Genomic DNA, 14,975 nt, shown 5'->3' with positions numbered 1-14,975 from the left:
AGGCGTTTTAACGCTGAAAAAAGAGTTGTTAGATATCAGTGGTTAGAAGTTAGATTAAGAATACCCAAGTTAGCGAGTTTCGAGGGGAAAGGGAAAAGAGAAAAAGAGCTTTAAGCTATAAGTTAGATTGTGCCTGTGCATAGCCAAAGCTAAGCACGATACCGTAGGCGTGAAATTTATTTCACGCGCAATGTTATTTTGTAGGGGCAGGCTTTAGCCGCGATTTTTTTATAAATAAAAAATCTTATTCAAGGTTTTGTCGCGCTCGGGACGGCAGCCAAGAGGAGATGCCGCTGACCCCTCTCTGGACTCTCCCTGCGCCACCCGTGCATCATGCGGCTTCCTCAAAACACGATTAATATGAACGTAAACGGCGAAGATAGGTCATCTATGGCCTAGTTTCGCTAAATCGCGCATCCATGTGCAATATTCCTCTTCAATCGCTTATTTTCATGGCGTGATGACGGGGGGGGGAGGTGTTAAACGTGAGATTGGGAGTTAGTCTTGGCAAAATTAAAGTGTTTATAAAATGTTTCAAAGAAATACATTACTCGATTTTTGTAAAGAAATTGGGTAATGTATTCTTTTTATAGTAATCGGTATTAGAAAGTGGGAATAAAAGTTGGTTTATTTTTTATAATAAGTTTATTTATTAATTTTTATAGTTATGCAAGCTCTCCTGATTATTATCTAAATCAATGGTATCTATATGGTGGTGCATTAAATGATACTGAAGTAGGGGGAATTGGCTATGATAAATATCTTTTAGAAGGGATAGATGAAAGTAACGAAGTAGTAACAGTTATTTTATCTTCTGGTATAGACGTAAACCACGAAGACTTAAGTGGATCTATGTGGGTAAATGAAAACGAGATACCGTCAAATGGCATCGATGATGACAATAATGGATATATCGATGACATACATGGAATTAATCCAAGCCTTTTAAATGGTGATTTGATTGATGAATATGGGTTTGGTACAGCTATGGCAGGAGTTATAGCTGGGACTAAAAACAATATCGGTATCAATGGCCTATCATCAAATAACAAAATTATAGGATGTAAGGTTTCCCCTGATGTTTACACTAGAGACTATATAAAGTGTATTGACTATATAATAGGTTTAAAAAATCAGCTTAACTTAAATATTGCTTCAGTTGTTTATGACTGGGCATCGACTGGTTTGAAAATCGGGCAGTTAGATCATAATGTACTGTACGCTACCCAATTGACACATAACGCTATAAAGAAGCTAGAAGCTAATGATATCTTAGTTATAGCGCCAGCGAGATATGGCTTTGATTACCCTATTGATGGTGATACTGATTTTACTTTTAGTCTCCCACAAAGCTTACTAATGTCTAATACGATACTTGTATCAGGTATTTATTTAAATGGTTATTTAAATATGTCGGGTGGTAATAGTATTAGTACTTTCGCTGCATCCGATTATATTTTTTCTACGTCTTATAAAAAGCGTTATGAGCCACTTAACGCAGACTTTACATTTGAACCAAAAGATGTCCCTTTAGAAAATCTACATAAAGTGGAAGTGATGACAGAACATTTTACTACTGGTAATGATTCATGGGGGTTTATTGATAATCAAGCTACACTAATTCTTCCTTCATTAGACTTCAGTAGAACAGAGGAAAAGGAGTTTGTAATTTCATTTGATTTACTTAATAACTCTAAAAAATCCATACACTTAGAAGTAATGAAAAAGGATGGTTCTTGGTTGCAAGTTAGTAATACATATCATAGGAGTGTTGAATGGTATGAATACTCAAGGCTATTTTCATTAGAGAATTCGGATGTAGATTTTAGTGATGTTAAATTTAAATTAGTAACATATGTGAGCGATTTACATGACAACAACTTGTATGTTGATAACATTAAAATAACTAAAAAAAGTCAGACAGTTGAAAAAGATGATTATAGGATTTCATCAGGTAACTTTATGGCGGTAGCACAAGTAGCGGGAGCTGCAGCATTACTAAAGTCAGCTAAAAACTTATCAATGCCTTCTATTCGAAATCTTATCATTTCATCAGGGGTTGATCTACAAAGCGCAGAACATAGCTCTTTAAATAATAAAAGGTTAAGCATTATCGGAAATCATCAAGGGCTTTTAGATTGTAAAAATCAGCAGGTAACAAAAAGATTATACCCTCAAACAGAGCAATTTATTACTAGGGTAAAAGGAAAAGAGCTAATAATTAAAGGTATTAATATAAATTGCTCAGTGTCTCTTGGGGACATGACGATAAAAGATCTCACTCAAAATAAAGAGTATATTGCAAAAGATGATGGTCTTGGCTTGGATAAGTATGAAAATGATGGCTATAACATAGCAAGTATTACTTTTGATGATGTAGGAATGCATGAACTTTCAGTAGGATCTGATAAAACGATAGCTGTTTACTCTGTAAACCCTTATAAAATCCATACAGAGTTAGGAGATTTTTGGTTAGATAAGGAAGATATCAATGCCTATACGTTTGATGATTTCCCTTTCAAAATAAAAATAGGTGGTCTTAAAGAAGGGATCAATGCAAGTGTTAGAACAATTCAAAATAGATGGGCTGACCTAAGTAATGCTCTTTCTATTTTTAGCTCATTTACTTCTGAGAATAATATAAAGCCGACTGTTTTATATGAAGGTAAAGTTAAAGAACATGCAAATATTTCAGGAGAGAAAAATAAAACAGAACCACAGTTTTCCGTCAATAGAACTCACAACATTCTTGATGAGGAAAGTACTCCACAAGAATATGATTATAAATATGTTTACAATGGTATCAGTAACCCTTGGGAAGAAGAAGTTACTCTAATCCCTTCAGAATTTGACCTACAAAAACTAGAATTGACTACCTTACCCATAAGCACTCAAAGATTAGTTACTGGAGAAGATAACAATAGAGTTGTTATTTTTACTTCCCGTTATGATCAATATGATCAGTTAGAGGATACGCATGGTGAAGTTCAAACTTTAATTTTTGAGCAAGGTTCTACTATTGTATATAGCTATAGGAACTTATCAGAAAATTTGAAATCAGCAATAACTACTGTCGGCATGGAAATAGGCTCAAATTATAAAATTAGCATGCCATTTGATGATAAAACTAACAGTAGTTATGTATTAAAAGATGATGATGGAGTTAATACTGCACCAGTTCAGAATGAAAATACAATTCTTATTAATCAGGAACAAAATATTTATAATATTGGAGAGTTATTTAGTGATGCTGATAATGACGTGTTACTTTATCGATTGGCGAATCAAGAAAGTTATTTTAGATTAAATGTCCTAGGCCAATTAACTGTCGATTATCAAAAAAGTTGGGTGGTAGGTGAGACTATAAAAGTAGATGTATTTGTAACAGATGGAGAAGTAAGTTTAACGAAAACACTCAATCTTCTGATCACAGAGGAACTTAATAATAAACCTTCGTTGAACCTTGAAAAGGTTACTTTGAATACTAGTGAAAAAATCATATTAAATCTTAATGAGTATCTGAAAAATAATAATGGAGAAGATGTAAATATCTCTATACCTGAGGAGTCTAAGTTTTTTTCCATTCAATCTAATATTTTGACTGGAAAAATTATGAAATCTGAATTTTATTCGGCGCCGAGTAATTTAAAGTTGTTACTTAGCTATGGTGGTGAACTTGTGGAGCATGTTGTTAGTATTGAGCTTCATTATGTTAATCATTCCCCTGAAATTATTAAAGAACCAAGTACTATACAGCTTAATAAAGTTGAGGAAGTTGAAATACATTTATTAGATTTTTTCTATGATATGGATGAAGAGTTATTGAGCTTTCAAATATCAACAGACCTGAATTATTCAATTATGGATAATCACTTTATGTCATTGAGTGCAGGCTCTTTAGCTGAAGGGGAATATAGCTTGAAAATTGTGGCAACAGACAGTGAAAGTAATTCTTCAGAGCTAGAGTTTAAAGTTTTAATAAAAAATAATGTTGAACCATCTGAACAATTGATGAGCGAGAGCAGTTCAGGAGGAGTAATTGAATATTTTTATCTAATAATGTTCTTTTCCCTTTATTTGGTAAGGATAAAAACCAAAGGAGCCAAGAGCCTAACCCATTAGAAAGTATCGCTCAAGCAGGCAACGTTGTTTTCTTGAGCTACCACATTAAAAACCTTATTTAAGGTTTTGTCGCTGGCGACGGCAGCCAAAGAGGGGCTGCCGCTGCCCTCTCTCTGGACTTTTCTTGCGCTATCCGAGAAATCTGACTCCACTCTGTTTAGTGCACCCTTAATCAAATTAACTTCATTGTAAGTGGTAGATTTAAAGCTTTCATTAGCTTAAAAATAGTTTCCCAGCGGGGTTTTGTTTTGCCATTTATTTTATAAATACTTTCACGGTTCAAGCCTGTTAATCTCGCAATATAGCTCACTCCGTGTTTTTTTCACAAGAAAGCCAATTACTTCAATAAACGTATTAGGATCATCTGGACTTCCCAGAGTTTGCTAGACAATCTCTTAGAAAGTAATTTATTTCTTCCTGTGTTTCCATATAGTCAAATGTAAGAACCAAGGGGTCAAACCAAAGGGTCAGGTCTTTCTTTTTGCCTAACCCCTTTATCAATCCAGAACCAACACTATGCTGTTAGCACCTAGCACCTAGCACCTAGCACCTAGCACGCACCTAGCACCTAGCACCTAGCACCTAGCACCTAGCACCTAGCACTGTAAGCGTGAAATTTATTTCGCGCGAAAAGCCTTAAATGACAACTTCGGAAGAATTTTTGTATTTATATGGGTACAAACATCAAATAACCTGTATTATGCATGCCTTGTTGTTGGGTGGTGAAATCTCTTACTTAACCACCTGATTATGTTGTTGAAAATTTAAGGTGAAATAATGTTAAAAGGGAACTTTGTGAGCATTAAAATGGCTTTGGCCTGTTTGCTTGTGTTAAATCTTGGGGTTGCTGGAGCTTCGGCTAATGACGATACACCAATTGAGAGCGTGGTTGCAGATGCTAATTTCTTAACGTGTTTACAAGAAAGTGGCTATAAAACGGTGGGTGAGGTGACAAAAATACATTGTAGAGATCGCGGTATTACTTCAGCCAAAGGGGTTGAGCATTTTAGTAACTTAACAAAACTCGTCCTCAGTAATGAAGGGGATAGCTTCATAGTTGGTGAAATTGGTGGCATTACAAGTAGACCTGCCGATAAGAAAGTGCCAAACCAGCTGACCGAAATCGACATAAGCCACAACAGCCTGCTTTTCCATGTTGATTTAAGCCAAAACAGCCTTGCGAGTATTGATGTAAGTAACAACGAAGAGTTAGAGACTTTAATGCTGAGTGGCAATAAGCTTTCAAAGCTTGATGTAAGCACTAACAGTAAGCTTACATGGCTTGATCTTAAAGATAATAAGCTGACAGGTGAATTGACGCTTGTTAATTCTGAACTGTATCAACTTAACCTGTCGGGCAATAAGCTCACAAAAGTAAATATACCGAGTGGTATTCGTAACATTGAGCTTGCAAATAACCAGTTAAAAAACCTAGATTTAAGCAAGTTCAAGATGCTCAGCGAACTAAACCTAGATGCCAACCAGCTTAGCGCTTTAGACATCAGCCATAATAAAAAGTTAACTGCACTTTACGCCAGTAATAACCACTTAAGCACTATCGATTTAACAGTAAACCCCATGCTTCAAGTGCTCTTTTTGTCGAATAACAAATTAAAAAACATTGATTTACGTGAACATGCAAATTTAGTAGATATCAGCCTTTTTAATAACCCACTAAAAAAAGTAGATGTAAGCAAAAGCTATAATTTAGAGCTGTTAGAACTCGACAGTGGTGTTGAGTGCATAGGCATAGGTTGTGCAACAAGGTTTGAAGGGTATTAATAACAGCGTGTTGGGCAGAGCACTGCGAAGCTCGATAAGTTAGCGAGGGGAAAGGGAAAAGGGTCAAGGAGCTATCAGCTTTCAGCCGTCAGCTATCAGATTAAAACAAAAGAGCTTTAAGCTATAAGGTTTAGGTTGGATTGTGCCTGTACATTGCTATGGCTAATCCCGATACCGTAGGCGTGAAATTTATTTCGCGCGAAAAGCCTTAAATGACAACTTCGGGAGAATTTGAAAACTTGGGGGCAGGTTTTTCTTTCTGCCTAACCCCTTTACCAACCCATAACCAACACTATGCTGTAAGCACCTAGCACCTAGCACCTAGCCTAGCACCTAGCACCTAGCACCTAGCACCTAGCACCTAGCACCTATAACCTATAACCATTCCTACGCGATATAAAATCGCTGCTAAAATCTCGCTAACTTGCAGCTACTGAATCAAACTCACTTGTTTTTCATACGTGTCAGTTTGCAAACCAAAGTGGCCGAGTACGTAGGTGTAGGTGGCATTTTCATTCCATAATCGGCTGCTGTGAATGCCGTACACATAACAAGTGCCAGTTGAGCAGACGATTTGATCAGAGTAGCTTTTTATTGAATACACTTTGTCGCCTAATGCTTCTCCATAAATACTATTTAATAATGGGCTGCCAACCGATAAACCATAGTAACCACATGTGTTATTCCACATATTGTATGGGTAAACACCACAACTAAGCAGGCCGCGCGCGGCACCTGCAACACCGACAAAGGTATCAACATCTGATGCCATGCCTAGCTTATAAATTTGCTGGGCTGCGAGTGTGACACCCATTGAATGGCCGATTATATCAATCTTACCTGTGCAAGATTGGTTGATTGCAGTAAGAATAGCGTTACGTACGGGCGTTTCTTCACTGCCGTTATGATCGTTGCAACTCGCGCAAGATTTAGAGCCCCAATCTGGGGTGAAAATCTCACTGTCGACATACCCTTTTCGTTTTAATTCGTTGATTGTGTTATTCCAACTCGAAGGGGAGGCGGTATTACCATGTACTAGTACAACGTTATCTTTACATGCTGCAAAAGCAGTTGTGCTCATACCTGCGCAAAGCGCAATCATCGTCAATAGGCGTTTCATTGTGAGTTCTCCTGTTTAACATTTAATTTACAACGTATGAAATTTAAACAGGGCTGGATATAGTACTTTCGTGCAGCGATACTATTTCGCATTGTGCAATGTATATCGTTATATTTTTCTAGCACTGTAGGCGTGAAATTTATTTCGCGCGATGAACAAAAGCCCTAAGCCGTCAGCTATCAGATTGAAAAGTTAGCGAGTTAGAAAGAGTAAAGGGGGAAAGTTTACTCGCACCTAGCACCTAGCACCTCGCATCTCGCATCTCGCATCTCGCATCTCGGACCTCGCACCTCGCCCCACTTTTTCTCCTAAAATCTAATAATTTGTACTTAAAAAACACACAAAAGTTAAATTAATGTAAATTTATTCTTGCTTTCGTACCTGTTTGGTCTATGTTTTTGGTCGGAGGTCACTCCTCTAACCTGATAGATAAAATGACAATCAACAGGAACACACATGAAAATAAAAACACTCTCACTAGTGCCAGCTTTAATGTTGGCAGCGGGCATCAGCCACAGTGCTATTGCTGCGCAAGGAGTCGCATTTGTGCACGGTACAGGCCAGCAAAGCGATGCGTATAATGACTATTGGACAGGCAGTTTTGTCGACACGGTTCGTCAAGGTTTACCAAACAGTAGTAATTACACGGTCATTAATTGTGACTTTGATCAATACATGTGGGCAGACGCGGCATCTGGCTGTTTAGCAGGGCAGCTCACTACATTTATCAATAATAAAAACATCACTGATTTAACTCTGATCACTCACTCTAACGGTGGCAATGTGGTGCGTTGGATTTTATCTAACCCAACATGGGATAGCCGTTATCCAAATATTATTAGCAAAGTCACGCGTACTATTGCTCTGGCTCCTTCAAGTGGTGGCACGCCGTTGGCTGATGCGGTTATTGCGGGTAATTCGTTCGAGCAAAGCTTGGGTTGGCTTTTAGGTTACGGCAGCGATGCAGTAAAACAACAGCAAGTATCTTGGATGGAATCGTATAACGCACAGTGGCTGTATGGCACACCGAACCGCCCAAGCTTACCATCTCGATTCGAAACCGTAGTAGGCAGTGATGTTGAATCAGCAGTATGGGATAGCGACAGCTATTGTGGCGGTTATCAAAATCAAGTGGGCCTTGAAGTAACGCAAAACTGGTTAGATAGCTGCTCAGATGGCTTTTTAAATTGCAGTTCTCAGTCGTTAGCTGGGGTGGTGTGGTTTACTGATAAATCACGAACCCAAGGTGGTGAGCCTTTGAGTCATCAGCAAAGTCGACGTAACTGTTTTGGCTTGCCAAACATGCTTAAAAACCGAATTTAGGAGCTCGCTATGATTAATAAGTTAACCACAATTGCAGCTACAATAGTGCTTGTAAGCACAGCAGCGAAAGCTAATGAGCAAACGGTTTATCAGTTTCCTCAAGTTCAACCAGCATCAAGCGCTCAACTACAAACACTTGAAAAAGACAGTGTTGAATATTGGCAGAAAGTTTCGGGTAAAGAGCTTAAGCGCGGTGTGCCTGTCTTTGTAAACCAAGCTGATAACTTTATTCGCATTGCACCAAAAGCACGCTTTGATAGTGGCGAAGTATTTAAGCCTCATGGTTTACAGCTAGATAAGCTGTCGGTGCGAGATGACAACTTTAGACAAGTGCCAATGCAAGCCATGGTTGCACGTGAGCAAATGGAAAATGCAGGATTTAGCGATGGTAGTGTTGGCTTAAAGCTAGGTCAGGTAAATGGCAAAGCAATGTTAAGAACAAGCCAAGCGCTTAACGATAATGACACCTACTTGCTGCATGTGATTGAAAAAGGCTCGAGCAATGCTTTGCATGCTAAATCGCAATTTAAAGTGAAAGATCAGCAACAACGTGTCGCTATGCAGCTTAGTATGGGTAAAAAGCGCTTTAAAGATAGTGATGTGAAGTTAACGCTTTCAAGCCCTGATGGCGAAAAACTAGATGTACGTTACGAAAATGGTGAAGCCGTATTCAATTACCCGCTTGAAACCTTAGGTGCAATAAATGGTTACTATGAGCTTGAGGCCAGTGTAGACACTAAAGTGAATGGTCAAACGGTAAAACGCTCTATAAAAATGCCATTTGTACATAGCTCACAAACCATCAGTATGGATAAAGCCAAAGTCACTGCGCTTGGCAATAATAAATACCAAGCCAAGGTGCCAGTGCAAGTGACCGACTCAGGCCGCTATGCTATTCGTGCAACCTTAACAGGCAAAGGTGATAAAGGTGAGCGCATCAAACTGGCAACGGTTGAAGTAGCAAAACAGATTGATAGCTATGATAGTTTCACCATGCCTTTTGCAGTCACTCAAGTAGCCAAAGCCCCGTTCGAGCTGGTGGATATTGAGCTTACCGACCAAACGCGAATGTTAAAGTTTGCGGGGGAGTAAAGGATAGCTCTAATTGTATGTTGGGTGGAGCGAAGCGAAGCCCAACAAGTTAGTGAGTTGCTAGGGGAAGGAGCTATCAGCTTTCAGCCGTCAGCTATCAAATTTTAAATACCCAAGTTAGCGAGTTTCGAGGGACGAGATACGAGGTGTTTCAACGGAGAACTGGTAGCAGCGGGTTTACCCCGCGTAATTTACAGTTTTTCTCTGCGTAGCGCAAAGTGCCTCGGTGCTCTCTGTGGTTCAATATACTTTGAAAATAAAAATATGCTCAATGTGAATTTGAACTCAAACAAATATCTGTTTAATAGGTTGTTTTTGTGTTTATTATAGAAATTAAACAATAATAAAGTTTGGGCTGCATGCTCACCAAGGAAGGTTATGCCAGATATGTATTTTGGAATGCTTGCCAATTTAGGCGTTGTTCTATTCCTCGTTTTAATTTTAAAATCACTCAATAAAGTAACTATAAACCTAACTTGGTTGCTTGCTACTCTGTTAATTCTATTTTGCTATTTCTTAGCTTTATTTAAAGGTAAAGAACTCATTTCCCTAGATTTAATCTTTACAGATCTCAAATGGAATTGGTCAGGAAAAATTGTCGCTATTACACTTTGGGCTTTGGTTTTGGCTTTATTAGCAGCTTTTAAAAGTGACTTTAAAATCAAGGATGCTGGTTTTACTTTTAGGCAAAATAAAGGCTCTATTAAGCCTGCACTCGTTGTTTTAACCCTGTTTGTTGTGTTGCAGATTATTGTAACGCTTAGCCTAGGCGATGGACCAAATTACGATTTTGAAACGCTACTCTATCAAGTTCTTATTCCTGGGCTAGATGAAGAGCCAATGTTTAGAGGTGTTTTACTATTTTGTTTTTCATTGGCTGTTGTTTCATCGCGCATCAACTTTTTTGGCTCGCCAATAAACATTGCTGGGTTACTTTTAGTTTTATTATTTGGTCTAGTTCATGGGATTATGTATATCGATGGTGAGTGGCATTTGTCTGCATTCAGAATCGTATTAACTGGGAGTTATGGATTTATTTTGCTGTGGTTAAGAGAGCGGACTGGTAGCCTTGTGTTTCCAATTGTAGCGCACAATATGGTTAACTTTGTTGGGCAGTTAGTTTAGTGCTTGAAGGTAAAGGAAATATGTCACTAAGTAGGAATGTTGGCTTAGTGGGAAAGTAATGGCAAAATTGTGTTTTAAAATGGAAACTTAAATAATGGATTATAATCAGCCACTTTCGAAGCACTCCCTAGGTTTAAACCTGAGCGACCGAGTTTGGTTTAGGTATTCAACTTTCTATAAAAAGCCAGTATTGCAGGTTGATTCTAATACAAAACTAACGTCGCTACCGGGCCTAGCTGTGCTGTCGGGCGGAGCTGAATTTTTATTTTTCTTTATGACTATCGCTATTGCTGTAATGAGCCTAGTGCTTCAAGAAACGATGCAGCCGATACCTGCTTTTGTAACTTGTGTGAGTTGTTATCTCTGTATATTTGTTATCAAGCGAATTGTGATTTATAACAAATTTGGATTTGGTCGTAAGTGGGTTATGAGTATATCTAAAGACTCACTCGAAATGGATAGGCAAGCAATAGAGGGCAAAGCTTCAAAAGTTTTGCAAATAGCTAAGGAAGATATCAAAGAGATCATTTTTAATTATACTTTTCACGGTAGAAGTGGTCATATTGTGAACGAAAAAACGGCCAATTTACACGCTTGTGAAATTCATCAAAAAAGTGGTGAGGTTGTAACACTAGATAATATGCGTGTAGGTCTTTTTGATGTGCTGTATCTTTTAAAATTCTACGAATACCCGCTACTATTCAGAGGTACAACTTCAGGCGGTGCAGGTAATATAGTTATTTTGATTATGCGGTTAATTTCTCTTTCTGCGATCATTTCGGCTCTTGTCATGTTGGCATTTAATTTAAAGTCATAAAGGTGAGTTATTTTTATGGCTATTAGTTGGTAGGTTGGTTAGAGCGCAGTGAAACTCAACGTTTGGAGCCATCAGCTATCAGACGAAAAAGTTAGCGAGATTCGAGTTGTAGGAGGCGTTTTAACGCCGATATTCCAACCCAAAACCAACGCTATGATGTTAGCACCTAGCACTGTAGGCGTGAAATTTATTTCGCGCGATGATCTATTTAAAACGGGCCATGCAAGCATAACGCTTACGAGACATTTGATTACGCGATATAAAATCGCTGCTACAATCTTGCTAACTCGCAACTCGCAACTCGCAACTCGCAACTCGCAACCGCAACTCGCAACTCGCAACTCGCAACTCGCAACTCGCAACCTGTGCCCCTAGACCCTCTCACCTGTATTCTTTTACAATGCATAAAATGACTTGATTTAGAGAATGCGTTGAACTACTTGGCTCATCTTTACTTAGCACAACCGACGGCTGATTCACACTTTGGTAATCTGCTGGGGGATTTTGGTGGGCGTCGGTATTCAGGACAGTTATCTGACGCAGTTAAAAATGGCCTTGAGAATCATTATCTGGTTGATAGGTTTACCGACTCACACTCCCTTGTAAAAGAAGCTAAGCAGTACTTTTCGCCAGCACGTAAACGCTTTGCAAGTGTCGCCATTGATGTAGCGTTCGATCACTTTCTTATTCAGCATTGGCAGCGCTTTAATAACCAACCATTGGCTGATTTCAAACAGCACAGTTATGGCCTTTTAAATACGCGCCAAGCCATGATGCCTTCACGCATGCAGCAGGTTGTGACCAGTATGACCAACAATGATTGGTTTAAAGAATATGAAACACTGGATGGGGTCGGCCTTGCCCTTGATAATATCGCAAGGCGTATTCGTTTTGCTAATAACTTTGCAGGAGCCGCTGACGATATAGCCCGCCACTACCAACAGTTAGACGCAGTGTTTTTAGCTTTTTTCCCCGAGCTGGTTGAGCATGTGAAGCAAAAGGGGGTGGAAAAGTAAAAGCTTTCAGACATCAGCCGGTAGGTTGGCTAGAACGGAGTGAAACCCAACAAGTTAGCGAGTTACAAGGGGAAAGAGTAAAGGGGAAAGAGTGAAGGGGAAAGAGTAAAGGGGTAAAGAGGAAAGGTACGAGTTTCGAGGGACGAGATACGAGATGTAGGAGGCGTTTTAACGCAGAACAAATATAGAGATATTAGATATCAGTCGTTAGAAATCAGATTAAATCAAAAGAGCTTTAAGCTATAAGTTTTAGATGATTGTGCGCCATATATAGCCATCAGCTATCAGATTTAAAACCCAACAAACAAGCTGAAACTTGCCCGTAGGCGTGAAATTTATTTCGCGCGATGGTTATTATCAAAGAGGTAATTTGTAAGTCGGGCTTCAGCCCGTGAGTGTTAACGGTTACTTTTCGCCATAAATAACGATCTACAATGGGTTATATCTGTGAAGTTTGCTTTTAATAATTCCTCTAAAGCGCAGCGCCTCTTTCCTCTTTGTGAAAATCCCCCGCACTGTGGCTTACAAACCGATTTACCTCTTACATTAAAATACGAAATGGCTGATATCTTGGCTGCTTGTTGCGGTTATATAGTCGATTAGTGATAGCTAAGTGAACTTCTAGGCGCTTAAAAGCTCGTTATTTAACTGAGCTGAACTACCCTTTGTAAAGCAAGTAAGCCTTGAATTAATACTTACCTCAATCGCAGTACCTTGAACATAGCAATGTAATGTAGCAACCGTGAGGGAACAATAATGAGCAAACCCATAATTGCAGCCGTTTCGCCGAAAAAAGTCACCTTAGAGCAGGGGCAAGAATACTATTTTTGTGCCTGTGGGCGTTCTAAAAACCAGCCATTTTGTGATGGCTCACATGCCGGAACCGATTTCAAACCCAAAGCATTTACAGCAGAAGAGTCGGGCGATGCCTATTTATGCCAATGTAAGCACACTGCCAATGCGCCGTTTTGTGATGGCAGTCACAAACAATTTGATAAAAGCCAAGTTGGTCAAGAAGGGCCAGGCGTGCAAATTCAAGCCTCTGATTTGCCAGTTGCTACTGCAACCAAAGAAGAGCCCACCGTTGAGCTTATCCATCAATTAGCACGTGAAGGATTATCTAAGCTTGGGCACCATGGCCCTATGGTGTCGATGGGCGTGCCACGATATCAATTACCTAAATGGGATGATTTACAGCTAATGGTGGCGCAAATGGCAACGCAACCTTTAATGGAAGATGTTGCTGTTAATACTGAGCTTGTGATTGGCCCGCGAGCGAAAAAGCCATTAAAGCTGGCTATTCCATTATTTGTTTCTGATATGAGTTTTGGGGCTTTATCTGAAGAAGCTAAAGTATCTTTAGCGAAAGGAGCAGAACTTGCTGGCACAGGTATTTGTTCGGGTGAAGGCGGTATGCTTCCTGAAGAGCAGCAAGCCAATTCACGGTACTTTTATGAGTTAGCAAGTGCAGGCTTTGGTTATAGCGAAGATAAATTAAAGAACGTTCAGGCCTTTCACTTTAAAGGTGGACAAGGCGCAAAAACGGGTACTGGTGGGCATTTGCCGGGCAATAAGAATGTTGGCAAAATCTCTGAGGTTAGAGGAATTGAAACGGGTACTTCGGCGATTTCACCACCAACATTTAAAGACTTACACAGTGCGGCCGATTTCAAAAAGTTTGCTGATAGAGTACGCGAGGTAACGGGCGGTATTCCAATCGGTTTTAAACTGAGTGCTAATCATATTGAGGAAGATATTCAATTTGCGCTCGATGCGAGTGCCGATTACATCATTCTTGATGGTCGTGGAGGCGGTACAGGCGCAGCCCCTGAGATTTTTAGGGATCATATTAGCGTACCGACTATTCCTGCACTTGCCAGGGCAAGAAAGTACTTAGATGAACAAGGTGCAAGTGATGTTACTTTGATCATCACTGGCGGCTTACGCTTGCCAATTGATTTTGTAAAAGCACTTGCGCTTGGTGCTGATGGGGTGGCGATTTCAAATAGTGCAATGCAAGCAATCGGCTGTGTTGCTGCGCGTATGTGTAACACCAATAACTGCCCTGCAGGGATTGCCACACAAAAGCAAGATTTACGTCAGCGCCTAAATATTGAAAAGTCGGCAAATCAATTAAAGAACTTTTTTGAAGCTTCAACTGAGTTAATGTCGGTAATGGCAAGAGCATGTGGTCATGACTCTTTAGCTAAGTTTAATGCTAATGATCTAGCAACATGGCACAAAGATATGGCGTTGTTATCTGGCGTTAAGTACGCAGGTGTTGGAATAAGTTAGCTAGTTTCTAGAGGAAAGTTAGCGAGTTAGAAAGAGTAAAGGGGAAAGGTACGAGTTCCGAGGGACGAGATGCGAGTTGTAGGAGGCGTTTTAGCGCAGAATTGGTAGCAGCGGGTTTACCCCGCGTTATCAAATAAAAATACTCAAGTTAGTGAGTTGCTAGGGGAAAGAGTAAAGGGGAAAGATACGAGTTTCGAGGGACGAGATGCGAGTTGTAGGAGGCGTTTTAACGCCGAAAAAAGTCAAAGGGGGAGGTATTCCAACCCAAAAAACACTATGCTGT

Annotated in this window: 10 protein-coding genes; 8 read left to right on the top strand and 2 right to left on the bottom strand. The window is 39.5% G+C overall.

Annotated elements, in window-relative coordinates; all coding sequences use genetic code 11:
• Window positions 1–609: 609 nt before the first annotated feature.
• Entirely contained in the window at window positions 610–4,122 is a 3,513-nt protein-coding gene (locus AN213_RS07040; RefSeq protein ID WP_055198080.1) for a S8 family serine peptidase, read from the top strand.
• 172 nt (window positions 4,123–4,294) lie between these two features.
• Here AN213_RS07040 and AN213_RS20505 read toward each other — a convergent pair whose 3' ends face one another.
• Window positions 4,295–4,432 (bottom strand): hypothetical protein, encoded by a 138-nt coding sequence (locus tag AN213_RS20505; RefSeq protein ID WP_327077785.1) that lies wholly within the window; start codon window positions 4,430–4,432, stop codon window positions 4,295–4,297.
• 467 nt (window positions 4,433–4,899) lie between these two features.
• On the opposite strand from AN213_RS20505, the gene AN213_RS07035 reads away from it, so the two are divergent.
• Complete coding sequence (locus AN213_RS07035; RefSeq protein WP_055198079.1) at window positions 4,900–5,904, top strand: hypothetical protein; 1,005 nt, start codon at window positions 4,900–4,902, stop codon at window positions 5,902–5,904.
• Between the two features lie 430 nt (window positions 5,905–6,334).
• Here the strand turns inward: AN213_RS07035 and AN213_RS07030 are convergent, their stop codons facing one another.
• Window positions 6,335–7,024 carry an alpha/beta fold hydrolase gene (locus AN213_RS07030; protein WP_055198077.1) on the bottom strand — a complete coding sequence of 230 codons (690 nt, stop codon included), beginning with the start codon at window positions 7,022–7,024 and terminating at the stop codon, window positions 6,335–6,337.
• 456 nt (window positions 7,025–7,480) lie between these two features.
• Between AN213_RS07030 and AN213_RS07025 the strand changes: the two genes are divergently transcribed.
• From AN213_RS07025 to AN213_RS07000, 6 genes are all read left to right on the top strand, one after another.
• Window positions 7,481–8,347: a hypothetical protein gene (locus AN213_RS07025; RefSeq protein WP_055198075.1), complete on the top strand. Its 867-nt coding sequence runs from the start codon at window positions 7,481–7,483 to the stop codon at window positions 8,345–8,347.
• A gap of 9 nt (window positions 8,348–8,356) precedes the next feature.
• Window positions 8,357–9,439 carry a DUF4785 domain-containing protein gene (locus AN213_RS07020; protein ID WP_055198073.1) on the top strand — a complete coding sequence of 361 codons (1,083 nt, stop codon included), beginning with the start codon at window positions 8,357–8,359 and terminating at the stop codon, window positions 9,437–9,439.
• Between the two features lie 378 nt (window positions 9,440–9,817).
• Window positions 9,818–10,564, top strand: coding sequence for a type II CAAX prenyl endopeptidase Rce1 family protein (locus AN213_RS07015; protein ID WP_055198071.1), 747 nt, complete (start codon window positions 9,818–9,820; stop codon window positions 10,562–10,564).
• 94 nt (window positions 10,565–10,658) lie between these two features.
• Window positions 10,659–11,381 (top strand): hypothetical protein, encoded by a 723-nt coding sequence (locus tag AN213_RS07010; RefSeq protein ID WP_055198069.1) that lies wholly within the window; start codon window positions 10,659–10,661, stop codon window positions 11,379–11,381.
• A gap of 431 nt (window positions 11,382–11,812) precedes the next feature.
• Window positions 11,813–12,397 carry an ACP phosphodiesterase gene (locus AN213_RS07005; RefSeq protein ID WP_055198067.1) on the top strand — a complete coding sequence of 195 codons (585 nt, stop codon included), beginning with the start codon at window positions 11,813–11,815 and terminating at the stop codon, window positions 12,395–12,397.
• A gap of 756 nt (window positions 12,398–13,153) precedes the next feature.
• A complete protein-coding gene (locus AN213_RS07000; protein WP_054560744.1) occupies window positions 13,154–14,692 on the top strand; it encodes a glutamate synthase-related protein in 1,539 nt (512 codons plus the stop codon).
• The last annotated feature ends 283 nt before the right edge of the window (window positions 14,693–14,975 follow it).

The sequence above is a fragment of the Pseudoalteromonas sp. P1-8 genome (assembly GCF_001399985.1).
Classification (GTDB): domain Bacteria; phylum Pseudomonadota; class Gammaproteobacteria; order Enterobacterales; family Alteromonadaceae; genus Pseudoalteromonas.
The sequence above is the reverse complement of the archived record's forward strand: the minus strand, read 5'-3'. Positions and strand labels throughout refer to the sequence as shown.

Bases quoted from the DNA above. Each gene is read 5' to 3' on its own strand.
- AN213_RS07015 (WP_055198071.1), top strand. From the start codon at position 9,818: ATGCCAGATATGTATTTTGGAATGCTTGCCAATTTAGGCGTTGTTCTA.
- AN213_RS07010 (WP_055198069.1), top strand. From the start codon at position 10,659: ATGGATTATAATCAGCCACTTTCGAAGCACTCCCTAGGTTTAAACCTG.
- AN213_RS07020 (WP_055198073.1), top strand. From the start codon at position 8,357: ATGATTAATAAGTTAACCACAATTGCAGCTACAATAGTGCTTGTAAGC.
- AN213_RS07035 (WP_055198079.1), top strand. From the start codon at position 4,900: ATGTTAAAAGGGAACTTTGTGAGCATTAAAATGGCTTTGGCCTGTTTG.
- AN213_RS07025 (WP_055198075.1), top strand. From the start codon at position 7,481: ATGAAAATAAAAACACTCTCACTAGTGCCAGCTTTAATGTTGGCAGCG.
- AN213_RS07000 (WP_054560744.1), top strand. From the start codon at position 13,154: ATGAGCAAACCCATAATTGCAGCCGTTTCGCCGAAAAAAGTCACCTTA.
- AN213_RS07030 (WP_055198077.1), bottom strand. From the start codon at position 7,024: ATGAAACGCCTATTGACGATGATTGCGCTTTGCGCAGGTATGAGCACA.